Genomic DNA, 24,630 nt, shown 5'->3' with positions numbered 1-24,630 from the left:
TTTATTATTTAAATAAATAGAATAAACAAAAACCACACCTGAAATCAAAAAAATTATGTCAACATAGTATGTTTTGTAAAAAACATACTCTTTTTGAATTATTAATCTTCTCTTCTTTATTTCATATATAAAATAATTGAATAAAACGAAGAGAATAAACAAAAAGACATTATAAAAAACATTTTTAAAAATTCTATAATCAATAAAAATTGAAACAAAATTTAAAAAAGTTGCTACAATTTCTGAATAAATTAATGACAAATAAAATATCATATTAAAGATTTGACTTTTTTTCTTTATTACAATATCTTCATATGCCATCATATAAAGATAATCAAAACCTAATAATTTCATATTTAATTAATTAATCTTTAAAACCTGCTTTAAAATAAATCTAGATTACGGGGATTTACATTACAAACATCACAAATCTAACAAATTTTTAAAAATCAAAAATTGCAGACTAAAATAAAACAAAAAAGCACTGTTTTCACAGTGCTTTCATAATTTGTACCCGGAGTGGGAATCGAACCCACACTCCTAAGAACACGAGTTTGAGTCGTGCGCGTCTACCAATTCCGCCATCCGGGCTTAAGAGTGTGCAAATATAAGTAAACTTTGCAAAAACAATTGAAAAATACTTAAAATTTTACTTTCAGAGTTCAATTTTATTACTAACTTTGCACCCGATTAAATCGAAACAACACTAACTAACTACATCCGAGGCAATTATACGTTTGAATAGAATAAATTCAGAAGTAAAAATTTCAAAGATGTAAAAACAATTAAACAAGATGTCATACAACGAGCCAGAAGCAAAAATATTTGCATGTTCTCAAAGTGTGTATCTAGCGGAACAAATCGCCAGTAAATATGGTGTGCCGCTAGGTAAAGTAACGTTCTCAAAATATAGTGACGGAGAATTTCAGCCTTCTTTTGAAGAGTCGATTCGTGGTTTACGTGTATTTTTAGTTTGTTCCACTTTTCCAAGTACCGACAATCTAATGGAATTATTATTGATGATTGATGCAGCTAAAAGAGCTTCAGCAAGACACATCACAGCAGTAATTCCTTATTTTGGATGGGCGAGACAAGATAGAAAAGACAAACCAAGAGTGCCGATTGGAGCGAAACTAGTAGCTAAATTATTAGAAACTGCTGGTGCAACTCGAATCATGACAATGGATTTACATGCTGATCAAATTCAAGGATTCTTTGAAAAACCAGTAGATCATTTATTTGCTTCTACTATCTTTTTACCATATGTGAAAAGTTTAGGTTTAGAGAACTTAACGATTGCTTCTCCTGATATGGGTGGTTCTAAAAGAGCGTATGCGTATTCAAAATTTTTAGAATCAGACGTAGTTATCTGTTACAAGCAACGCAAACAAGCGAATGTAATTGATACGATGGAGTTAATTGGAGAAGTAAAAGGAAGAAATGTAATTCTTGTAGACGATATGATCGACACAGGAGGAACATTAGCTAAAGCAGCCGACATGATGATTGAAAGAGGTGCTTTAAGCGTAAGAGCAATTTGTACACACGCTATTCTATCAGGAGAAGCGTATGAAAGAATTGAGAACTCAAAATTAGTAGAGTTAATCGTTACAGATTCTATTCCTTTAAAGAAAGAATCGAACAAAATAAAAGTTGTAAGTTGTGCACCTTTATTCGCTGAAGTAATGCACATGGTACAAAATAACAATTCCATTAGTGGAAAGTTTTTAATGTAAAAGTTAGTTGGTTTGAAGATGTTCATTCCTTTAAACCCTAACCAAATTTTTTTATTAATTTTAATTTATTTCAAATGAAATCAATTACGATCAAAGGATCACAAAGAGAAAGCGTGGGTAAAGTATCTACTAAAGCCTTACGTAATGCTGGAATGGTTCCTTGCGTACTTTACGGAGGGGAAAATCCAGTACATTTTAGTGCTGAAGAAAAAGCATTTAAAGGTTTAGTTTACACTCCAGAAGCACACACTGTAGTAATTGACTTAGAAGGTGGTAAAAAATTCGAAGGTATCTTACAAGATATCCAATTTCACCCAGTTTCTGATAAAATTTTACATATTGACTTCTATCAATTAGACGCTAAAAAAGAAGTTACTATGGAAGTACCTGTTAAAATTACTGGAACTTCTCCAGGGGTTTTATTAGGAGGTGTTTTACGTTTAAACCAACGTAAATTAAAAGTTAGATCTATTCCTGCTAACTTACCTGATTTCGTAGAAGCAAACATTTCTGAATTAGAAATGGGTAACAAATTATATGTTACTAAATTAGGAACTCCTGATTACAAAATTTTACACCCAGACAACACTGTTGTTTGTCAAGTAAGAATTTCTCGTGCTGCTATGAAAGCTGCTCAAGAAGCTGCAAAAGCAGAAAAAGGAGCAAAAAAGAAAAAATAATTCAATTTTCTCTTATACAAAAAACCCGAGCAATGCTCGGGTTTTTTTATTTTATCTATGGTGTTTATTATGCTTATGATGACCATTGTGTTTCCCATGATTATGATGTCCATGATGTTGTTTTTGACAATGACCTTGATGCACTTGTCCGTGTACAACTACAACAGGAACTGGCGCAGAAACCGTTACACTACAACTTGCTAAACTACTTAAAACAACAACTAAACTTGTTCCAACTAAAAATCGAATATATCTATTTGCTTCCATAAAAATTACGTTTATTTTAAAAGTAGAAATACAAATACTAAGCCAAACTTATCAATTTCTTGAAATTTTGTATTTTTAAAATTTAAAAAAACAATGAAAATAACTATAGAAAACGAAAGAAAGTCATAAAGTATTAATAGCAAAAAACCCGAGCAATACTCGGGTTTTTTATCATATTTCAAATACTAATGACGACGCTTTTTAGTATAATTTTTGGCGCTTTTTTCGCCATGTAATTTTTTCGCATGTCCTGGGGGTAATGGCTTGTATTTATGTTTATGAACAACAGTTGTCCTTCTATGCACATGTACACTACAACTACCTAATGACGTAACCAGTAGCGTTACAATCAATAGTTTTACTAATACTAATTTCTTCATACTAAATTTGAGGCTTAATTATTTATTTTCCTGTGAAAACAGCTTTTCTTTTCTCTAAAAAGGCAGTAGTTCCTTCTTTAAAATCTTCTGTACCAAAACACCATCCAAAATTCTTAATTTCCGTTTGGAAACCATTTACACCATCTTCAAAATTAGCATTAATAGAGGCAATCGCTTTGGCAATAGCCACACTAGAGTTATTAGTAATTTTTATGGCAATAGATTTAGCAAAATCTAATAATTCTTCTTGAGATACAACATGATTAACTAACCCGTAATTTTTAGCAGTTTCAGCATCAATCATGTTTGCTGTCATAATCATTTCCATAGCTCTTCCTTTTCCTACTAATTGCGCTAAACGTTGTGTTCCACCATAACCTGGAATAACCCCTAAAGTTACTTCTGGTAATCCCATTTTTGCATTAGTAGAAGCCACTCTAAAATGACAAGACATTGCCAATTCTAAACCACCACCTAAAGCAAATCCATTAACAGCTGCAATTACTGGAGTACTTAAATTTTGAACAAAATCGAATAATAATTCTTGACCTTTTGCAGCTAATAACTCTCCTTCTTCAACAGAAAAATTTGCAAATTCTGAAATATCTGCACCTGCAACAAAAGCTTTTTCGCCGCTACCAATTAATACAATTGCTTTTACAGCACTATCATTATTTAAATCGTTAAAAGCATTGTGTAATTCTTCAATAGTAGCTTTGTTTAAAGCATTTAATTTAGTTGGTCTATTGATGGTTACAATAGCAATGTTTTCTTGTTTGTCAATTAAAATATTCTCCATTTTTTATTTATTTAGTGGTAATATAACAATAAAAGTTGTTCCTTTTCCTTTTTCGGTTTCAAAAGTAATAGAACCGTGATAATTTTCAACTATATTTTTAATAATAGCTAATCCTAATCCCATTCCTGAGTTTTTAGTGGTAAATTTTGGTTCGAAAATATGATCTCTAAATTCATCTGAAATACCTGTACCGTTGTCGTGAATTCTTAATGTAAAAGTAGATTCTTGTTTTGTCAAATCAACTTTAACCGATTTTGATTCTTGGTCGTCTGGAATAGCCTGGATAGCATTTTTAACTAAATTCGTAACGATACTTATCAACTGAGTTTTATCAATTGAGGTTAAAATTTCATCTTCTGTTGTATTAAAAAAGATAAAATCTTCATGAAATATTTCTAAAGCAATTCTTGTTACCGGCACAACATTTAACAACACGTTATTTTGAGTAGGCATAGAAGCAAAATTTGAAAAGGCGCTTGCTACTGTAGTCATCGTGTCAATTTGTTGAATTAACGTTTCCGAAAAATCACTTAATTTTTGATTAATATTTGGATCGTTGGCATCAAATTTTCGAGTAAAGCTCTGAATGGTTAATCGCATTGGTGTCAATGGATTTTTAATTTCATGTGCCACTTGTTTTGCCATTTCGCGCCAAGCATGTTCTCTTTCGCTTTGCGCTAGTTTATTGGCACTTTCCTCTAACTTATCCACCATGAAATTATATGATTGAATAAGTGTATTAATTTCTTGATTACCGTCTTGTAATTTTAATTTTTGATTGCGTTGATTCAATCGTGTTAATTCTAATTTCTCTGAAATTTGAGTAATTGATTTGGTAATATTGCTTGATAATAAATACGATAAGAAAATTGAAAAGATAAACATGATTACAAAAACCTGAGCGTATCTCTTTAAAAAGTTTGTAGCTTCCTCGTTATAAAAATCGCTATTTTCTTCGTAAGGAATATTCAATATCGCTAAGTTTTTAAACTTATTATCTTTTACATATGTGTACGATGATTTTACATATTTATCATTTTCTTTAGGTTTAGAAACTACTACTCTTTTACTAGTAGAATTTTGCAATTCTTTTAATGTTTCTGCACTAATATTTGGAACTTGTTTATCAATTTTAAAAGCCGATTTTGAGGATAATAATAATTTACCGTTTAAATCGAAAAAGTTAATTTCTAAACTGTGAATATCGGATAATTCGTGAATGCGTTCTCTAAAAATATATTTAATATTTTTGGTTTGAAGCGGATAAGTTGTAGTTTGAAGAATATAATCAATATGTTCTTTAATCGCATTTTCTTTACGAGAAAGACGTTCTTCATGATATTCTTGAGCTTCAAATCGGAAGTGAATTAAAGATACAATTGTTATCAGTATGGTTGAAAAAGTAGTCAAAAATAACATCGCCAAGAAAATTCTTCTTCGCAAGGATAATGTATTTATTTTGAAAAACTTATTCACCGTTTTTTGTTCTAATTCTTTTGTAAAATTTAAATCCTAACATAATCAAAACCGAAAATAGTATAATTCCGATTACGCCATAAATCCAATTGATTTCATTTTTTAAAATTACTAAAAAAACAACAGCAAATAATATTATGGTTGCACCTTCATTCCATAATCGCATAAAATTAGTAGAATGTTTTACAACATCATTTTGTAATTGTTTAAAAATTTGATGGCATTTTAAATGATACAAATACAATAAAAACACGAAACCTAATTTCACATGCATCCAAGGCATTTGCAACCAAGATTGTCCTAATGGTGTGAAAAACAACATCCAATACGCAAAGAAACTGGCTAAAATGGCGCTTGGCCAAGTAATGATGTACCATAAACGATACGCCATTAATTTATATTGTTTTTGCAATATTTCTTTTTCTGGAGATGGTTTATCGTGGGCTTCAATTTGATATACAAACAAACGAACAATATAAAACAACCCTGCAAACCAAGTGATTACAAAGATTAAATGCAAAGATTTTAAATATTCGTACATATTATTACTTTTTATGGTTCTCTGTCAAATATTACTTTTCAAACTCTTTAATCCAATTGGCTACTACTTCGCACCATTCGTCTTCGTCGTTCATACATGGAATAGCTAAAAATTCTTTTCCTCCATGTTCTTCAAATTCTTCTTTAGCACGCATAGCAATTTCTTCTAACGTTTCTAAACAATCTGCCACGAAAGCCGGAGTTACAACCGCTAATTTTGTAATTCCTTTTTCAGGCATTTTATTGATTTCAACATCTGTATAAGGTGTTAACCATTTGTCTCCTGCTAAACGAGATTGAAAAGTTTGACTGTATTTTCCTTCCGGAATACCCAGTAATTTTACAACTTGTTTTGTTGTTTCAAAACATTGATGACGGTAACAAAATTCATGAGCAGGTGATGCAATATCGCAACATGTACCGTTTATTTTACAATGTGATTTAGTAACATCTGTTTTACGAATATGACGTTTTGGAATTCCGTGATACGAAAACAACAAATGATCATAATCAAAACCTTCTAAATGTTTTTTTATAGAATTAGCTTGCGCTTGAATGTAATCGGGTTTATTATAAAAAGCAGGAACTTTCGTTAATTTCATTTCAGGAAATTTTGAAGCCACTAATTCATCCGCTAAAGCCCAAATAGTTGTAGTTGAGGCCATTGCATATTGAGGATATAAAGCCAATAACATTACATCTGTAACTCCCTGATCTTTTAACTCTTGTAAACCTTTTTCAATGGTCATCGTTCCATATCTCATTGCTAAAGCTACTGGCGCTTCAACAAGATTTTTAACTTTTTGATGCATTCTTTTTGAAAAAACAATAAGTGGAGATCCTTCATCTGTCCAAATTTTAGCATATGCTTCCGCAGAATTTTCCGGACGCTTTCTTAAAATTATTCCTCTAACTAATAAAGCTCTCAATAAATACGGCACATCAATTACGTATTTATCCATTAAAAATTCATCTAAATAAGGCTTAACATCTTTTGGTGTTGGACTTTCTGGTGATCCTAAATTTACAAGTAAAACTCCTTTTTTCATGTATTCAATAATTTCTTCAAAAATACTAAATAATTGTCATTATTTTAATTAACATTTTTATCAGAAAAAATTGACTTTTGTTAGGTTTTTTCTACTTTATACGTTAAAATGTTAATTTTTTTCGATAAAAGTTGTGTTTTTTTTAATTTATTTTCTATATAGTGACAGAATAACGAAAAATTAACGGTTTCAAACAATTTGAACGTTAAAAGTTAAAAATCAATTCTATGAAAAAAAACTACCCAACATTATTAATTCTTTTCACCTTTTTAAATGTGTTTTCACAGTCGGGCGTAGGAATTAATAAAACCACCCCACAACAACAATTGCACCTTGGTTCGTCCACAGGTACAATTAGAGTTGACGGCTTAAACGCCACAAACAATGATTACAATGGTGGAGTTGCCGGACAAACATATCCCTTATATGTTGATAGCAATGGCGACTTAACTCTAAAAGTAACAGCTACAAACAATAGTGACGGTACGGATGCTTATACTACAGCTGGAGTAAATGGTACTGTTGCTATTACAGGAGCCCAAGCCAATGATGGTTATGAAGTTGTTGAAATTACTTCTTATACCTTTAATGTAACACGTAACACTGTTTTAGAAATAAAATATTCGTTAAGTGTTGAAGTATTTAAAAGTAGTGCGCTTGACATAATTCAAGATATTTATGCAAGAAACATTACTAATTTTTTCACTTTAGATACTCCTACATTACTTTCAACTACAAGAAGATATGCAGCACATTCTAAATGTTATTTCAACTTTAATAATCCTGATTTAAAAGGAAGTGGCGCTGTTGATCCTGTTAAACCAAATTTAGCTCCTGCAAATGCTTCAACAGGATATATTTATAATAGCGGAACAACATACATGTATTTAACTCCAGGAGCACATACTATCCGTTTTTATGGCTCTGTAACTTCTGGAACAAATAACAGAGATACATATGTAAGATTCGCTGGTGGACCGGATTCAATATTCATGAGATTATATTAAACCAAAGTGTTATGAAGAAAAAATTACTTATAATAGTATCAATATTTTGCAATTATGTGTTTTCACAAGTTGGAATTGGTACTAGTACACCGCAAAAAGATTTACATGTTGCAGGAACAACATCTACAATTAGAATAGAAAGTTTGAATTCAACTAATAAACCTTTATTAAATGTTCCACCAAGATTAGCACCTGTTTATGTTACTGCTAATGGTGATTTAACTTTAGACCCACCAAATTATTCTGCAGGTGAAGGAGTTGGAGTAAACGAACCATTGAATTTTTTAATTAGTATTCCAAACTTTGTTCCAAATGGACCTTATGGCGATGGAACCGTTGTTGCTAATGATGCAACAATTACATCAGCAAGTTCACAAATTGGAACTAATGTGCTTTTTTCAAGCCCACAAGATGCCTTAATTGAAGTTAGATATGCTATGACCATTGATCTCTCAGATTTAGTATTACCTGCTCCAGCCGCTTCAACTTTTAGTGATGTTTCTGCTAAAACGGTTAGATGTTATTTCTGTATTGATTTAAATAATGATGGTTTAGATGCAACAGAATTATCAAAAAAATATGGTTTACATGGAGAAGCATACACTTCTTTCAATCAAGGTTCAGTAGGATATGCATTTATTCATGGTGTAGGTTATGGTTCAATTCCTCAAGGCAATCATTCATTAGTGTTTTTTGGAGAAACTCAAGATGGAACCAATTTAAGTACATATGTTGGATTTGGAGGTTCTTCTGATTATTTAAAAATTCGTATTTACAATTAAATTAAAAAATTATGAAAAAGGTATTTTCATTAACATACATTTTTGCTTCAATTTTTACTTTTGGTCAAGTTGGGGTAAACACTACAAATCCACAACAAGAATTACATGTTGCTGGATCAAATTCAACAATACGTATTGAAGGATTAAATTCACCAAACAATCCATTAAATTTAGGTCCAACAGAAAACACTCGTGTATATGCTAATGCTAATGGAGATTTAGTTTTAAATGCTGTTCCAAGTTTAGTTGAAATGTTATTTAACCCATATAATTATCTTAGCGACCCTGCAGATACAGGAGGTTCAGATTCAAATGTAATTGGTCAAACAGGTACTGGTTCGGGTTATTCTATAGCAGGATGGCCAAGACAAACAGGTCCTGGTTTATCTACTTTTACCTTAACTAAACCTGCAATTGTTGAAATTAATTACTCAATATCGTATTTGATAGAAAAAACTGGTGTTCCAATTGATGATTTTCATGCTCGTACCGCTCAATTTTATGTATATTTAAGAAATGGAGGGCCTGCTGGTGCAATTATAACATCTGATTATGATGGCGCGCCAATAAATTTTGCTGGAAATCCGGGAGCTTTAGGATATAGTGGGAATTTCTATACCAACGGAAGTGTTTCTGGAGCTGGAGGAATTGGAGGAATTGATAAAACATTTCAAGCAACTGGTCATGACTATATAAAACTTGGTCCTGGCACATATTGTCCAATGTTCGCTGGAATATTATTCGTTGCAAATACTGCAGGAACTGGTCAAGTCGCTATGCAAATAGGACCTGGCGATGATGAAGTTATTATTGTAGCACATTATTATAACTAAAAACCAAATAATTACAAACAAAAAAGAGCCTTAATGGCTCTTTTTTTATTTTTCTAATAAATATTTTTTTGGTGTAGTTCCGTATTTTTTCTTGAAAGCTGCAATAAAATGACTGGATGTACTGTATCCAATTTGCAATCCAACTTCATTCACATTATACGAACCGGAGTCTAACATTTTTCTAGCATATTCCATTTTATAATCAAATAAGAAATTAAAAACCGTATCGCCATAAATTTCTTTAAATCCTGCTTTTAATTTTTTTAGAGAAATGCCAACCTCATCTGCTAATTCTTGTAAACCAGGTGGTTCAGCCATGTTTTTAATTATGATTTCTTTGGCTTTTTTAATTTTCAAAACATTTCCTTCATCTGATAAAAACGGACAATGTTCTGCATTGGGATCTTCATTCGTATTAAAAAACAAACTTAACAATTCATAACTTTTTCCTTTTACATACAACGTTTTAATAGATGAATTTTGGTTGTAATGGAAAATCTGATTCAACACAATTGCCATTGATGGACTAATACTTTCTTCTGCATAATATTTCTTTTCTAAATTATCTTTACTTAAAAAAGGAATCATTTCAGAATCTGAAGAAAATAAAGCATGAAATTTTTTAATCGAAATTAAAATAGAAATAATCCAACTTTTAGGTTGAATTTCTAAATGAAGAGGCAATTCCTTTTGTGGATTGTATAATAATAATGCCTTTTCCTCATTTAAATCAAGGGTATACGTATTATTATTAAAAATAAATTTAGCTTTCCCTTTTACGTTAAAATGAAACTGAATTAACCCTGTACCAACCTGTTTTTCAAATATTTCAACATTTTCAGTATCGTTTTGAAACCGAAGTAAAGAAAAATCCGTATCTATATTTATTAGCTCATGTGAACTCATAGCGTTATTTTTTTTAAATCATTTTAGTAAAAATTCAATATTGTTATTTATAATTATTCTAAACAAACGATTTGTACAGCATTGAATTTGTTACAAAGTTACTAGTTTATAGCAAAATAAGTGCTTTTTCTGTAAAAAAAACAAATAGCGACATAAAAAGTACTTTTAGCGTTGTTTTTATAAAAACCTAAATAATAATTTTGTGCATCTTTAAGAGATAAAGCATTTATGGACAATCATTCACCCGCAAAACAAAATACTTTCTATGCTATCGGTTTGAGCTATAAAAAAGCTGATGCCGAAATTAGAGGTAAATTTAGTTTAGACGAAAGTGCCAAAACTAATTTATTACAGCAAGCCAAAACAAATGGTGTGGAGAGTTTATTAGTTACTTCTACTTGTAACAGAACTGAAATTTACGGTTTTGCGCAACACCCATTTCAATTAATACAATTACTTTGTGATAACAGTCAGGGTTCAATTGAAGAGTTTCAAAAATACGCATACGTTTACAAACAAAAAGAAGCTTTAAACCATATTTTTCGTGTAGGAACTGGTTTAGATAGTCAGATTTTAGGTGATTTTGAAATCATTGCTCAATTAAAAAATGCTTTTGTAGAAAGCAAAAAGCTAAATTTAGCTAATGCATACATGGAGCGTTTAGTGAATTCGGTAATTCAAGCAAGTAAGAAAGTTAAAAACGAAACTGAAATTTCAAGTGGAGCAACTTCAGTATCTTTCGCAGCTGTTCAATATATTTTTAAAAATGTAGAAGATATTTCTAACAAGAATATTTTACTTTTTGGAACGGGAAAAATTGGTAGAAACACTTGTGAAAACTTGGTGAAACATTCGAAACACGAACACATCACGTTAATTAATAGAACAAAAGATAAAGCGGAAAAATTAGCCAACAAACTGAATTTGGTAGTTAAAGATTATTCCGATTTACAAATAGAATTACAAAAAGCCGATGTGGTAGTTGTTGCAACTGGTGCTCAAAACCCAACGGTTGATTTCGATATTTTAAATCTGAAAAAACCATTATTAATTTTAGATTTATCGATTCCGAAAAATGTAAATGAAAATGTGAAACAAAACCCATTTGTTACTTTAATTCACATGGATCATTTATCACAAATTACGGATGAAACTCTAGAGAACAGAAAACTACATATTCCTGCAGCAGAAGCTATCATCACAGAAATTTTAACTGAATTTTTAACTTGGTCTAAAGGAAGAAAATACGCACCAACTATTCATGCTTTAAAAGCGAAATTAAATGCTATTAAAGAATCGGAAATTAATCACTTGAAAAAGAAAAATGCCGACTTTAATGAAGAACATGCAGAAATAGTTACCGCTAAATTAATACAAAAAATAACCAGCCATTTTGCTAATCATTTGAAAGACGACAATACAGTTGTGGAAGAAAGTGTAGAATGGATCAATAAGGTTTTTCAAATCGACTAATGGCAAAAGAAAAAACAATACGAATAGGAACACGCGATAGCGAATTAGCACTTTGGCAAGCTCATACTGTTGAAAAAAAACTTAATGATTTAGGTTATAAAACGGAAATTATAGCTGTTAAATCAGAAGGCGATATTGTTTTAGACAAACCTTTATACGAATTAGGCATCACTGGAATTTTTACTAAAACACTAGATATTGCAATGATTCAAGGTAAAATTGATATTGCTGTACATTCTATGAAAGATGTACCAACTCAATTACCAAACGGAATTATTCAAGGTGCTGTTTTAGAAAGAGCTTCTACTTTAGATATTTTAGTTCATAAAGGAAATTTAGATTTTCTAACTCAAGAAAACTGTACAATTGCCAGCAGTAGTTTACGAAGAAAAGCCAGTTGGTTACACAAATATCCAACACATAATGTAGAAGATATTCGTGGAAATGTAAATACAAGAATGCAAAAAGTAGCCGATTCAGAATCTTGGAGTGGTGCTATTTTTGCTGAAGCAGGATTAGAAAGAATCAATTTAAAACCAGAAAATTTTATTGCTTTAAATTGGATGACACCAGCACCCGCTCAAGGTGCCATGTTAGTAGTTTGTAATGCAGACGATATGTTTTCATTAGATGCTGTTTCTCAATTAAATCATATCGAAACAGAAATTTGTACCTATATCGAACGTCAGTTTTTAAGAACATTAGAAGGTGGTTGTACTGCGCCAATTGGAGCCATTGCAACTTATAATGAAAATGATGATGTAATTGATTTCACTGGAGTTTTATTATCGATTGATGGTGTTCAAAAACTAGAAATCAAAAAATCGGTTGATGTTTCTGAATGGAAAAAATTAGGTTTTAATTGTGCGCAAGAAATTTTAGCAAATGGTGGAGCCGCATTAATGGCTGAAATTAAAGAAAAATTGAAAAAATAATGTCTGAAAAAACCACAATATTATCTACCAAAACGTTAACATCAATTCAAAAACAAGAATTAGTTAATGCTCATTTTTCTGTCATTGAAGCCGATTTTATAAAAACAGAAAACATTTCATTCGATTTAAAAAAAATCAACGATAATTTAATTTTTACGAGTCAAAATGCAGTTTTAAGCATTCTAAATCATCCAAATATTGAAGATTTAAAGAAAAAAACGGTTTTTTGTGTCGGTTCAAAAACAAAAGAATTATTAAACGAAAACGGATTTAAAGTGGAAGCCCACACGGGTTATGCAGAAGATTTAGCTGAAATTATTTCGTTAGTATATGCCGATGAAAGTTATACGTTTTTCAGTGGAAACCTTCGCAAAGATACTTTACCAAATATATTAACTGAAAACGGAATTACTTTTAATGAAATTAAAGTCTATGAAACTTCTTTAACGTCTCAAAAAATTAAAGAAACAGTAGATGCTATTTTGTTTTTCAGTCCGTCTGGAGTTACCAGTTATTTAAAAAACAATGCCATTACCAATGAGATTTTGTTTTGCATTGGAACTACCACAGCAGCAAGTTTAGAAGAAAAATTACCAGAAAATAAAATTAAAAACATTCAAGTTGCGTATCAACCAACCATTGAACACGTAATTGAAGAAGTAATAGAATATTATAGTTAATAACAACCAAATAGGTTTTTGAAACCTTTCAGGTCTAAAAATAAAAAAATGATAAAAAACGATTTATTCCTACGTGCCTTAAATAACGAATCTGTAGAACGTCCACCAGTTTGGATGATGCGTCAAGCAGGAAGATATTTACCAGAATTTAGAGCCTTACGCGACAAGTATGATTTCTTTACGCGTTGTGAAACTCCAGAATTAGCAGCAGAAATTACAGTTCAACCGATTAGAATTGTAAAACCAGATGCCGCTATTTTGTTTTCTGATATTTTAGTAGTGCCACGTGCGATGGGAATTCACGTTGAATTAAAAGACAATTTAGGCCCAATTATTCCCAATCCAATTCGTTCTGCTCAAGATGTTGAAAAAGTTTTCGTTCCAGATGTAAATGAAACATTGGGTTACGTATTTGATGCGATTAAATTAACAAAACAAATGTTGGACAACGAAGTGCCTTTAATTGGTTTCGCAGGTTCACCATGGACAATCTTCTGTTATGCAGTAGAAGGAAAAGGATCTAAAAGTTTTGATACAGCGAAAGGATTTTGTTTCTCAAACCCAGTAGCTGCACATGCTTTATTACAAAAAATTACAGATACTACCATTTTATATTTAAAAGAAAAGGTAAAAGCAGGTTGTAATGCCATTCAGATTTTCGATTCTTGGGGAGGCATGTTATCTCCAGTTGATTATAATGAATTTTCTTGGCAATATATCAACCAAATCGTAGAAGCATTAGCAGAAGAAACGAAAGTGATTGTTTTCGGAAAAGGTTGTTGGTTTGCTTTAAATGAAATGTCGAAATCAAAAGCTTCTGCTTTAGGGGTTGATTGGACGTGTTCACCAAGAAATGCACGTTATTTATCTGGTGGAAAAATCACGTTACAAGGTAATTTTGATCCATCAAGATTATTATCGCCAATTCCAACCATCAAAAAAATGGTTCACGAAATGATTGACGAATTCGGAAAAGACAACTACATCGTAAACTTAGGTCACGGAATTTTACCAAATATTCCTGTAGATCATGCGAAAGCATTTGTGGAAGCGGTAAAGGAATATGGAAAGTAGTAAGCAGTTTACAGTCGCAGTCGCAGTTCACAAAATGCTAAGACTGAATACTGAAACTGAATACTGAATACTGAGACTATGAAAGATAAATTCTACTCATACATACAAAATCTTCAAGATCAAATCGTTGCCGGATTAGAAGCCGTTGATGGTGTAGCTAAATTTCGTGAAGACATTTGGGAACGACCAGAAGGTGGAGGCGGAAGAACACGCGTGATTGAAAACGGTCAAGTTTTTGAAAAAGGCGGTGTAAATATTTCAGCAGTTCATGGGAAATTACCCGATTCGATGCAGAAATTATTCAACGTTGGCGAAGCCGATTTTTTTGCTTGTGGGTTGAGTTTAGTAATTCATCCAAAAAACCCAATGGTTCCAACGGTTCATGCGAATTGGCGTTATTTTGAAATGTATGATGATAACGGAAACGTAATCAACAGCTGGTTTGGTGGCGGACAAGATTTAACACCTTATTATTTGTTTGAAGAAGACGGTAAACATTTTCATCAAACATGTAAAACAGCTTGCGACAAACACAATCCAGAATTTTATCCAAAATATAAAAAACAATGTGATGCTTATTTTTGGAATGCTCACAGAAACGAAGCCCGTGGTTTAGGTGGTTTATTCTTTGATTATTGCAAGGAAACAGAAGATATGAAAATGGAAGATTGGTATAATTTCGTTACCGAAGTTGGCAATTCTTTCTTAGAAGCGTATGTTCCAATTGTAGAAAAAAGAAAAAATTTACCATATACTGCCGAGCAACGTACTTGGCAAGAAATTCGCCGTGGTCGTTATGTTGAATTTAATTTGGTTCACGATAAAGGAACACTTTTCGGACTAAAAACCAACGGAAGAATAGAAAGTATTTTGATGAGTTTACCACCACATGTACAATGGGTGTATGATCATCATCCTGAAGTGGGTAGCGAAGAAGAAAAGTTAATTAAAGTTTTAGAATCACCAATTAATTGGGTTTAAAAAACACAAAAAATCATTAAAAATTATAACAAGAGAGACTAGATTAACAAATAGCGTATTAAAATGCACTGAATTTATATTGAATTTCTCCTTGTAAGAATTATAAAAACCAATAATAAATAATACAAACGAAACGAAAACAAAAAAAGGTAAACCCACACAAATTAATATTGTAGCTATACCTATATTGCCAAATTCAAAGTTTGTAAGTTTATAGATAATAATAAAAATAAGTGCGATTACACTCAAAATCAATCTTTTTTTCATAAAACAAAAATACAATAATTATGTTTCCATTACACAGAGGCCGTCGTTTAAGAGTTAACGAATCTATAAGAAGTTTAGTTCGTGAAACAACTTTAAGTCCGAGTGATTTTATGTTTCCGATGTTTATTGCTGAAGGAGAAAACGTAAAAGTTGAAATCCCTTCTATGCCAGGAATTTTCCGTCGTTCTATTGATTTAACTGTGGAAGAAGTTAAAGAATTGTTCGATTTAGGTATTCGTGCGGTAAATATTTACGTAAAAGTGGACGAATCATTAAAAGACAATACCGGTAAAGAAGCGTGGAATCCAAACGGTTTAATGCAACGTGCCATAAAAGCAATTAAAGCGGCTTGCCCAGAAATGATTGTAATGCCAGATGTGGCGCTAGATCCGTATTCTATATATGGTCATGATGGAATTATTGAAAATGGTGATATTGCTAATGATGCTACGAATGCTGCATTAGTAAAAATGGCAGTTTCTCATGCACAAGCGGGTGCCGATTTTGTTGCTCCAAGTGATATGATGGATGGAAGAGTATTACGTTTACGCGAAGGATTAGACGCTGCTGGATTTCATAATGTAGGAATCATGAGTTATTCGGCAAAATATGCTTCAGCCTTTTATGGTCCGTTTAGAGATGCTTTAGATAGCGCACCAAAAGAAGCAGATGTGGTAGTTCCAAAAGATAAAAAAACCTATCAAATGGATTATGCCAATCGTATTGAAGCCGTAAAAGAAGCGTTGTGGGATGTAGAAGAAGGTGCTGATATGGTTATGGTAAAACCAGGAATTGCGTATTTAGACATTGTAAGAGAAGTAAAAGACGCTGTAGATGTACCAGTAACTGTTTTTCATGTTTCAGGCGAATACGCGATGATTAAAGCTGCTTCAGAAAGAGGTTGGTTAGATCATGATAAAATTATGATGGAACAATTAATGTGTATCAAAAGAGCGGGTGCTAGTTTAATTTCAACTTATTTTGCTAAAGAAGCCGCTATCTTATTAAAAAAATAAAGCCTTGACAATTATCATTTTTAAATCTTAAAAAGCAGATTAAATTTGATACTTAAAATGAATAAATAATGAAAAAAATTGCATCTTTTTTTATACTTGCTTTTACTTTAATTGTAATTAGTTGTGGGAAGAAAACAGAAACAGATCCAATGGGAAATCCTATTGAAGAAGTGAAAGCGACATCTGATAATTTAGGTAAAGAATTATTTGAAGGTAAAGGATTATGTGCCACTTGCCATAAACCAGACACTAAGGTGGTTGGACCAAGCATCAAAGAAATTGCAAAAATTTATAAAGAAAAAAACGCAAGTATTGCTATTTTTCTACAAGGTGAATCGGAACCAATTGTAGATCCTTCACAATACGAAATCATGAAAGCTAATTTCGCTGTAACAAAATCAATGACAGATGAAGAACTAAAAGCTTTAGAAGAGTATATGTTAAATATAAAATAAATTAAAAAATGCCTTAATAATTATTAAGGCATTTTTTAATTATGCTTAAAGATTGTAGAATATTTTCTACAAAAACATAATTGTATTGAATATTATGTAATTTTAAAAAATGAAATTAAAAATACACCTGTTTTTTCTTCTTTTATTCCAATACGGATTTACACAACAAAACTATTTTGACGAATGGTATTCATCAGATTCTGATCATTTGCCACAAAATTCTGTAAAAAGTATTGCTCCAGATAAATATGGTTTTATTTGGATGACTACTGAAAATGGATTGGTTAGATTTGATGGTAAAGATTTCAAAGTTTTTAATGACAAAAATATTAATATCAAATCAAATAGGTTTTTATATTTAAAAGGTAGTATAGAAAAGGATTCTTTGATTACTTATTCAGAATTTTATAATGATGTTGTGTTTATCAATAAAAGAAATGCTACAAAAAGCAAATCAAAATTTCAACTTACTGATTCTGAAAAATATGAGAAAACTCGATTTTATTTTAATAGCAACACTAAACAAAATAAGAACTTTTTAAATTGTATCATTAACGATAATAAAAGGAATTATTATAAAATAGAAAAAGAAAGAATCGTATTATTTTCAAAATCAAACAAAGAAATAAAAAGTATTCGCAATTCGTATAATTCTAAAAAAGATTATTTTCTATTAAATGACGAGTTAGTAATTTTAGACGAAGATGGTACTTATGTTTTCTTTAATAATTCTATTAAAAACAACATCGTTTTACCCAAAAATGCAAAGTTTATATATAATTACCTAACACAACAATATTTTATTTGTACTGATACTGAAATTTTTCAACTTCAAAAAAACAAAAACAATTTAACTATATCGTTAATACATAAACTGAACAGCAAAAGAAATTATATAATTTCTTGTTTATATTATGATAGTACAAATAAAAAAATATTCATAGGTACTCAAAATGTTGGATTACATATTTTAACAATATCAGATTTTACTGTCTTAGTAAATCCAAATACTATTGAAAATTTTTATTATGCTACTTTTCCTTTTTCAGAAAATGAATTTATTACAGCTAATGGTGAACTATACAACACAAACAATCTCATTAAAGAATTAAATTTAAATCAACATAACGAGCAACGTGCAATTGCGATTGATAAAAACAAAAATATTTGGATTAAAAGAAACAATGAATTAATACGATTCAATTACAATACAAATTACAAAACAAGTGATAAAATCTATTTAAAAAATTTTATAGCTACTATTTATTGTGATTCCAAAAACACCATTTGGATAGGGTATAGAAAAATTCATAACACAGAACAATTTACAGTAACTACTATTGATGCCAATCAATCAAAAATTACTCCAAAAGACATTAAAACCATTAACGAACCAATTCAATTTTTTGCTGAATATAAAAACAAACAAATGTTAATGGTGGGTGAAAATGTATTACTTAATTACAATCAAAATTCTAAATCCTTACATAAATATTATTATAAAGACAATGACATAAGAAGTATTTTTATTTGTCAGAAAAATGAAATTTGGGTTTGTACCTATAATAATGGATTTAGTTTATTTCAAAATGGTGTGTTTCATAAAATGCCTACAGATAATAGTTTGTTTTTAAATTCTACACATTGTATAAGTGAAGATAAAAATGGACATTTTTGGATAAGTACAAACAAAGGTTTAATTGAAGTTGAAGCTAAAAGCTTATTGAATTATGTAAAGTTTAAAACCCCAATTTATTATCATCATTATGATAAAAAAAATGGTTTTTTAATGAGTGAATTTAACGGTGGATGTCAACCTTGTAATACTGAACTTGAAAACGGCTATTTTATTTTTCCGTCTTTAAACGGATTAGTTTCGTTTTTACCAGATAACGTTACCAAAATAACACCGAGTAACGACTTTTTTGTCAATGAAGTTATTGCAGATAACAAAACAATATTATTTAACAACTCCATTACTTTAGATAGAGATTTTAATCGATTTAAATTTAAAATAGATTTCCCCTATTTTGGAAACAAAAACAATATCAATTTTGAATATAAATTAGAAATTAATGGAAGAGAAAAATGGATTTCTATAGGGCAGGATAGAAATATTGTTTTAACCAATATACCGCCTGGAACATATAAATTATATATTAGAAAGTTAAACGGATTCGACTCGAAATATCAAACTAAAGTAGTTTTAATAAATATTCCTTATTTATTTTATGAAAAACTTTGGTTTAAAATACTACTATTTGCTTTACTATTCGGTATTGTAATAATGATTATCCTTTTTAGAAGTTATTATTTGAAAAAGAAAAATATTGAATTGGAACAAATAATTTTAAACAAAACAATTGATTTGCAAAAAACTGTTGAAAATTTAAAAATTACTCAAGAAAATCTATCTAATAAAATAATCCAACAAAAAAAATTAATTGGAACAATTAGTCATGATATTAAAAGTCCGCTTAAATTTTTATCAATTACTGCCAAATACCTGTTTAAAAATTCAATAGAAAACAACAACGAAGGCTTACAAAATAATGCTAAAATAATAAATGATTCAGCAAATGAACTGTATCGTTTTGTTGAAAATTTAGTAGATTATTCAAAAATATATTTAGACCAAAACAACATTGAAAAATTAATTGCAGAAGACATTTCAATTGTAATTAATGACAAAATAAATCTGTTTAAAAACTTAGCTTTAGCAAATGAAACAAAAATTGAATATCAAAACCATATCAAACAAAATATCTTAATCAATAAAAAAGCATTAGCTATCATAATTCATAATTTACTTGATAATTCAACAAAACATACTTTTAAAGGAACCATAACACTTGAAACCAAAATTCTAAAAAATAAATTTTATTTTACCATTGAAGATACGGGCATTGGCTTTTCAGAACCGCTAAAAAAATATTATTTAGCATTACATGAAAATTACAATACAGAAAAATTAATTATCCAAAAAAATGGTTTAGGATTGTATATGGTTTTAGAATTATTAAAACTGATTAATGGAGATATTAAAATAAATTCCGAAGAAAATAAAGGCACAAAAATTACAATAATTTTAGACGTAGATTATGAGTAATATTGGTTATATTTCTCAATTAATTGCACTAAATTATTTATTTTTAATTTATCAAAAACTCTATTTTTATAGGTGCTTACCGTTGACATTTGAATTTCTAAAGCATTAGATATTTCTAAATTTCCTAAGCCCATAACTAAAAGTTTTACAATTTCCATTTCTCTATTAGAAATCTTATAAAATGGATTGATTAACTCAATATTGCGTTCCACCTCGGTTAATTTCATTTTAAGATCATTGGAAATATATTCTCCTTTTTCAAGAATACTTTTTACAGCTTCAACAATAATTTCTTCATCACATAATTTATTTAAATAACCATTAGCACCCGATTGTAAAAATCTTAAAATATGGTACTCTTCTTCATGTGCAGAAAACATTAATATTTTTAAATTAGATTGAATACTTCTAATTTCAGCAATCATTTCTGTGTTTTTTCCATCTGGTAAATTGATATCCAAAATGACTAAATCAAATAAAGTATTTGAAATCATAGATAAAGCTTCATGGTAGCTTTTTGCTTCCGAAATCTCTATACCTTCTATTTCATTTTTTAAAATAATGGCAACACCAGTTCTTACTACAAGATGATCATCAACGATTAAAATGTTTCTTTTCACAATTTTTAAAAATTTTTTGGGCTTTTATAAAAAAATGCTCCATAAAGGAGCATAAAATTAAGTGTTTTAAGTATTAATATTTACTAAAATTATCACAAATCTATACTCAATTTATAATGTAATGTAAAGTAAAATAAATAATACATTTGGTTAACACAATAAAGATTAATATAAACTAAAAAAAAATATTCATTTAAAATTAACTATTGATATAAAAACATTAAATCAAATAGATTTGTAGTACTCCAACAATTACTAGCAGGCGATTCAGCAGAATTCATTTCTGTTCTAACGATATTAACCGTTAAACTGTTTGCAGAAACATTTGCATAATTTAAAGCAAAAGTTACTTCATTAGTTGCCACTTCAGAATATCCTGTCATAAATAAGGCAGATGGAGTAAAAGGCAATGCTGGACTAAAATCATATCGAACTTGTAGTCTTTGTGCACGCTCTGTTGCTGGTAAATTTGCAGCTGTACCTGTACCTTTAATAATAACTCTCCAAGATATAGTATAATTTACTCCATTTACTGTTTGTACAAAACTTCCCGTACTACCAACATTTACAGAGTTACAAACTGGAATTTGCATGCGTTGAAAACCTAACATAATAGGTAAAACTCTTTTATAAACTTTATTATCACTACCAATAATTAAAGCATTTGGATTTGTTGCACTATAATCTACTGATCTTATGGCTAAAGTACCGTTTACATCTAATGTTGCATCAGGATTATTTGTGCCAACTCCAACTTGTGCATTCATTGCTACAGCGCAAAATAATAGTATAATTGTTATATAATTTTTCATATTTATAAAGTTTTTAATAAAATAAAATTAAGTCGAAATAAAATTGTCCTGCCCAACAAATACCACCATCAAATGAATTCATATCTGCTCTTACAATTTGAGCTGTAATTGTAGAATTAGTTAATTCAGAATAAGAAGCAACAAATGCATCAGGATAATTTGATTCGTTAAATGGTGTTAAAAAAGCAATTAGAGGCACAGAAGGTAATGGCGGAGTAATCGTGTATTTTATTTTCATACGCGAAGCAGTTTCGTTACTAGATAAATTAGCAGCAGAACCAGTATTTCTACCTACAACTTCCCAATTAATCACATAAGTTACACCTCTAGCTACTCTATTAAAAGAACCTGTTGCACCAACAGTATTTATCGAACATGATGGTATTAACATTCTATTCAATAAATCAAAACCTTTAAAATTAAATTTAGTAACAACATTATCTGTTTCACTAATTGTTAAAATATCGTCACTTGTACCAATAGGTACATCACGAATTAACATATTACCATTTACATCCAAAGTAGCTTTTGGATCTGTTGTGTTAATCCCAACCTGCTGAGAAAACACACAAAATGGCAATAGAAAAAAGAATAAAATTTTTTTCATACAAAATTGGGTTTAAAAAGTAGTAGTAATAGTGGTTGGTTTGGGATTTTCACAAAATATCAACAAAATGTAATTTCAATTTTAAATAATTATCAAAAAAAACATGTTTTGTTTAATATAATTTCAAAAGACAAAAATAATTTATTAATTAAACAAACGACCACTAATCACTGTAGAATGATTTCTACAAAAATTAGTAAGTGATAAAGAATAAAATATATTTTTTGAGTCGTAAATCTCTAATTATTTCTTTTTTTATTTTAAGTATATTTGCCAAAATTTTTGAATATGAGTTTCGAACAAGAAATTAAACGTAGACGTACTTTTGGAATTATCTCTCACCCAGATGCGGGTAAAACTACTTTAACAGAAAAGTTATTACTTTTTGGTGGTGCCATTCAGGAAGCTGGAGCTGTAAAAAGTAATAAAATTAAAAAAGGTGCCACTTCCGATTTCATGGAAATTGAGCGCCAAAGAGGAATTTCGGTAGCTACATCTGTATTAGCGTTTATTTATAAAGACAAAAAAATCAACATTCTTGATACGCCTGGTCACAAGGATTTTGCAGAAGATACATTTAGAACTTTAACGGCAGTAGATAGCGTTATTGTTGTAATTGACGTTGCAAAAGGAGTGGAGGAACAAACGGAAAAATTAGTAGAAGTTTGTCGTATGCGTAATATTCCTATGATTGTTTTCATCAATAAATTAGATCGTGAAGGTAAAGATGCTTTCGATTTGATGGACGAAGTAGAACAAAAATTAGGATTACACGTAACACCTTTAAGTTACCCGATTGGAATGGGTTATGATTTCCAAGGTATTTATAATATTTGGGAGAAAAACATTAACCTTTTTGAAGGCGATAGTCGAAAAAACATTGAAGAAACCATTGCGTTTTCTGATATTGATAGTCCAGAATTAGAAAAAATTATTGGTGAAAAACCAGCCAATAAACTACGTGAAGAATTAGAATTAATTGCTGAAGTATATCCAGAATTTGATAGAGAAGCCTATTTAACTGGAAAATTACAACCTGTTTTCTTTGGTTCGGCTTTAAATAACTTTGGTGTTCGCGAATTATTAGATTGTTTTATCGACATCGCTCCTACTCCACGCGCTAAAGAATCGGATACGAGATTAGTAGCGCCAGAAGAGAAAAAATTCAGTGGTTTTGTATTCAAAATTCATGCGAATATGGATCCAAAACACAGAGATAGATTAGCATTCGTAAAAATTGTTTCGGGAACTTTTGAAAGAAACAAACCGTATTTACATGTTCGTCATGGAAAAAATTTGAAATTCTCTAGTCCGAATGCATTCTTTGCAGAGAAAAAAGAAATTGTAGACATTTCGTATCCAGGTGATATAGTTGGTTTACACGATACCGGAAATTTCAAAATTGGAGATACACTTACAGAAGGTGAAGCAATGAATTTTAAAGGAATTCCAAGTTTCTCACCAGAGCATTTTAGATACATTAACAATGCCGATCCGTTAAAAGCGAAACAATTAGAAAAAGGTGTCGACCAATTAATGGATGAAGGAGTAGCGCAGTTATTCACCTTAGAAATGAACGGAAGAAAAGTAATTGGAACCGTTGGTGCGTTACAATATGAAGTTATTCAATACCGTTTAGAGCACGAATATGGTGCAAAATGTAATTACGAGAACTTCCCAGCTTATAAAGCGTGTTGGGTATTACCAGATGATCCAAAAAACGAAGAATTCAAGGAATTTAAACGTGTAAAGCAAAAGTTTTTAGGACATGATAAACACGGACAATTAGTATTTTTAGCTGATAGTGAATTTTCAATTCAAATGACCAATCAAAAATACCCTAGTGTTAAGCTATATTTTACTTCTGATTATCATAAAAACGAAAATTAATACAGAATACTATAAATTAAAAAAGAGCGCTTAAAGCGCTCTTTTTATTGTAATTAAATATTATATAATCTTTAGATTATTTCTTGATGATTAAGAACTCACTACGTCTGTTTTGAGCGTGTTCTTCTTCAGTACATTCTGTACAAGCCACTTTTGGTTGTGTTTCTCCCATTCCTTGACCTGTAATTCTGTTTTTAGCAATACCTTTTGAGATGATGTATTGAACGGTAGATTTCGCTCTTCTGTCTGATAATCT

Annotated in this window: 24 protein-coding genes and 1 tRNA gene; 14 read left to right on the top strand and 11 right to left on the bottom strand. The window is 30.2% G+C overall.

Features of this window, described 5'->3' with window-relative positions; translation table 11 throughout:
• Positions 1-511 precede the first annotated feature (511 nt).
• A tRNA-Leu gene (locus BMY86_RS11720) sits at positions 512-591 on the bottom strand.
• A gap of 203 nt (positions 592-794) precedes the next feature.
• Here BMY86_RS11720 and BMY86_RS11715 point away from each other — a divergent pair.
• Together BMY86_RS11715 and BMY86_RS11710 are read left to right on the top strand one after the other, a co-directional pair.
• The gene (locus BMY86_RS11715; protein WP_091469618.1) at positions 795-1,736 is read left to right on the top strand and encodes a ribose-phosphate pyrophosphokinase; all 942 of its coding nucleotides are present in this window, start codon (positions 795-797) and stop codon (positions 1,734-1,736) included.
• Positions 1,737-1,810: 74 nt separating this feature from the next.
• Complete coding sequence (locus BMY86_RS11710) at positions 1,811-2,416, top strand: 50S ribosomal protein L25/general stress protein Ctc (protein WP_091469615.1); 606 nt, start codon at positions 1,811-1,813, stop codon at positions 2,414-2,416.
• A 51-nt stretch (positions 2,417-2,467) separates the two neighbouring features.
• On the opposite strand, the gene BMY86_RS11705 is transcribed toward BMY86_RS11710, so the two are convergent.
• From BMY86_RS11705 to hemH, 5 genes are all read right to left on the bottom strand, one after another.
• A complete protein-coding gene (locus BMY86_RS11705) occupies positions 2,468-2,683 on the bottom strand; it encodes a hypothetical protein (RefSeq protein WP_091469611.1) in 216 nt (71 codons plus the stop codon).
• Positions 2,684-3,085: 402 nt separating this feature from the next.
• Complete coding sequence (locus BMY86_RS11695) at positions 3,086-3,862, bottom strand: enoyl-CoA hydratase/isomerase family protein (RefSeq protein WP_091469605.1); 777 nt, start codon at positions 3,860-3,862, stop codon at positions 3,086-3,088.
• A gap of 3 nt (positions 3,863-3,865) precedes the next feature.
• Positions 3,866-5,281, bottom strand: a complete 1,416-nt coding sequence (locus BMY86_RS11690; protein ID WP_091469841.1) for a sensor histidine kinase — start codon at positions 5,279-5,281, stop codon at positions 3,866-3,868.
• Positions 5,282-5,330: 49 nt separating this feature from the next.
• Positions 5,331-5,879 carry a CopD family protein gene (locus tag BMY86_RS11685; RefSeq protein ID WP_091469602.1) on the bottom strand — a complete coding sequence of 183 codons (549 nt, stop codon included), beginning with the start codon at positions 5,877-5,879 and terminating at the stop codon, positions 5,331-5,333.
• A 31-nt stretch (positions 5,880-5,910) separates the two neighbouring features.
• On the bottom strand, positions 5,911-6,927 hold the full coding sequence (hemH, locus tag BMY86_RS11680; protein WP_091469599.1) for a ferrochelatase: 1,017 nt from the start codon (positions 6,925-6,927) through the stop codon (positions 5,911-5,913).
• Between the two features lie 227 nt (positions 6,928-7,154).
• Between hemH and BMY86_RS11675 the strand changes: the two genes are divergently transcribed.
• Genes BMY86_RS11675 through BMY86_RS11665 form a run of 3 tightly spaced genes read left to right on the top strand, consistent with a single transcriptional unit; the run spans position 7,155 to position 9,549 of the window.
• Complete coding sequence (locus BMY86_RS11675) at positions 7,155-7,934, top strand: hypothetical protein (RefSeq protein ID WP_091469595.1); 780 nt, start codon at positions 7,155-7,157, stop codon at positions 7,932-7,934.
• Between the two features lie 11 nt (positions 7,935-7,945).
• Complete coding sequence (locus BMY86_RS11670) at positions 7,946-8,716, top strand: hypothetical protein (RefSeq protein WP_143065663.1); 771 nt, start codon at positions 7,946-7,948, stop codon at positions 8,714-8,716.
• 11 nt (positions 8,717-8,727) lie between these two features.
• Entirely contained in the window at positions 8,728-9,549 is an 822-nt protein-coding gene (locus BMY86_RS11665; protein WP_091469590.1) for a hypothetical protein, read from the top strand.
• Between the two features lie 45 nt (positions 9,550-9,594).
• Here the strand turns inward: BMY86_RS11665 and BMY86_RS11660 are convergent, their stop codons facing one another.
• Complete coding sequence (locus BMY86_RS11660; RefSeq protein ID WP_091469587.1) at positions 9,595-10,455, bottom strand: helix-turn-helix transcriptional regulator; 861 nt, start codon at positions 10,453-10,455, stop codon at positions 9,595-9,597.
• A 228-nt stretch (positions 10,456-10,683) separates the two neighbouring features.
• Between BMY86_RS11660 and hemA the strand changes: the two genes are divergently transcribed.
• The 8 genes from hemA to BMY86_RS11615 all read left to right on the top strand — a co-directional run bounded on the left by hemA (position 10,684) and on the right by BMY86_RS11615 (position 20,445).
• Positions 10,684-11,928, top strand: coding sequence for a glutamyl-tRNA reductase (gene hemA / locus BMY86_RS11655; protein WP_091469584.1), 1,245 nt, complete (start codon positions 10,684-10,686; stop codon positions 11,926-11,928).
• The gene (gene hemC / locus BMY86_RS11650; RefSeq protein ID WP_091469580.1) at positions 11,928-12,863 is read left to right on the top strand and encodes a hydroxymethylbilane synthase; all 936 of its coding nucleotides are present in this window, start codon (positions 11,928-11,930) and stop codon (positions 12,861-12,863) included. The genes hemA and hemC overlap by 1 nt, the downstream gene beginning before the upstream one ends.
• Entirely contained in the window at positions 12,863-13,543 is a 681-nt protein-coding gene (locus tag BMY86_RS11645; protein ID WP_091469576.1) for a uroporphyrinogen-III synthase, read from the top strand. Before hemC ends, BMY86_RS11645 begins: the two co-directional genes overlap by 1 nt.
• A gap of 48 nt (positions 13,544-13,591) precedes the next feature.
• Positions 13,592-14,617: a uroporphyrinogen decarboxylase gene (hemE, locus tag BMY86_RS11640; protein WP_091469573.1), complete on the top strand. Its 1,026-nt coding sequence runs from the start codon at positions 13,592-13,594 to the stop codon at positions 14,615-14,617.
• Between the two features lie 78 nt (positions 14,618-14,695).
• Positions 14,696-15,598, top strand: coding sequence for an oxygen-dependent coproporphyrinogen oxidase (gene hemF / locus BMY86_RS11635; RefSeq protein ID WP_091469569.1), 903 nt, complete (start codon positions 14,696-14,698; stop codon positions 15,596-15,598).
• A 287-nt stretch (positions 15,599-15,885) separates the two neighbouring features.
• Positions 15,886-16,881 (top strand): porphobilinogen synthase, encoded by a 996-nt coding sequence (gene hemB, locus BMY86_RS11625; RefSeq protein WP_091469564.1) that lies wholly within the window; start codon positions 15,886-15,888, stop codon positions 16,879-16,881.
• Positions 16,882-16,949: 68 nt separating this feature from the next.
• On the top strand, positions 16,950-17,336 hold the full coding sequence (locus tag BMY86_RS11620) for a c-type cytochrome (RefSeq protein WP_091469560.1): 387 nt from the start codon (positions 16,950-16,952) through the stop codon (positions 17,334-17,336).
• A gap of 109 nt (positions 17,337-17,445) precedes the next feature.
• Complete coding sequence (locus tag BMY86_RS11615) at positions 17,446-20,445, top strand: ligand-binding sensor domain-containing protein (RefSeq protein WP_091469557.1); 3,000 nt, start codon at positions 17,446-17,448, stop codon at positions 20,443-20,445.
• On the opposite strand, the gene BMY86_RS11610 is transcribed toward BMY86_RS11615, so the two are convergent.
• The 3 genes from BMY86_RS11610 to BMY86_RS11600 form a co-directional block, all read right to left on the bottom strand.
• Positions 20,436-21,065 carry a response regulator transcription factor gene (locus tag BMY86_RS11610; RefSeq protein ID WP_091469553.1) on the bottom strand — a complete coding sequence of 210 codons (630 nt, stop codon included), beginning with the start codon at positions 21,063-21,065 and terminating at the stop codon, positions 20,436-20,438. The two genes, BMY86_RS11615 and BMY86_RS11610, sit on opposite strands and share 10 nt — an antisense overlap.
• A 203-nt stretch (positions 21,066-21,268) precedes the next feature.
• A complete protein-coding gene (locus BMY86_RS11605) occupies positions 21,269-21,877 on the bottom strand; it encodes a hypothetical protein (protein ID WP_143065662.1) in 609 nt (202 codons plus the stop codon).
• Between the two features lie 13 nt (positions 21,878-21,890).
• Entirely contained in the window at positions 21,891-22,484 is a 594-nt protein-coding gene (locus tag BMY86_RS11600; RefSeq protein WP_091469546.1) for a hypothetical protein, read from the bottom strand.
• Between the two features lie 288 nt (positions 22,485-22,772).
• On the opposite strand from BMY86_RS11600, the gene BMY86_RS11590 reads away from it, so the two are divergent.
• A complete protein-coding gene (locus BMY86_RS11590) occupies positions 22,773-24,374 on the top strand; it encodes a peptide chain release factor 3 (RefSeq protein ID WP_091469539.1) in 1,602 nt (533 codons plus the stop codon).
• Between the two features lie 76 nt (positions 24,375-24,450).
• Here the strand turns inward: BMY86_RS11590 and BMY86_RS11585 are convergent.
• The coding region (locus tag BMY86_RS11585; RefSeq protein ID WP_143065661.1) for an OmpA family protein at positions 24,451-24,630 on the bottom strand (180 nt) is incomplete at its 5' end.

This window comes from Flavobacterium urocaniciphilum (assembly GCF_900110615.1).
Classification (GTDB): Bacteria; Bacteroidota; Bacteroidia; order Flavobacteriales; family Flavobacteriaceae; genus Flavobacterium; species Flavobacterium urocaniciphilum.
This window is presented reverse-complemented; position numbering and strand designations above follow the sequence as displayed.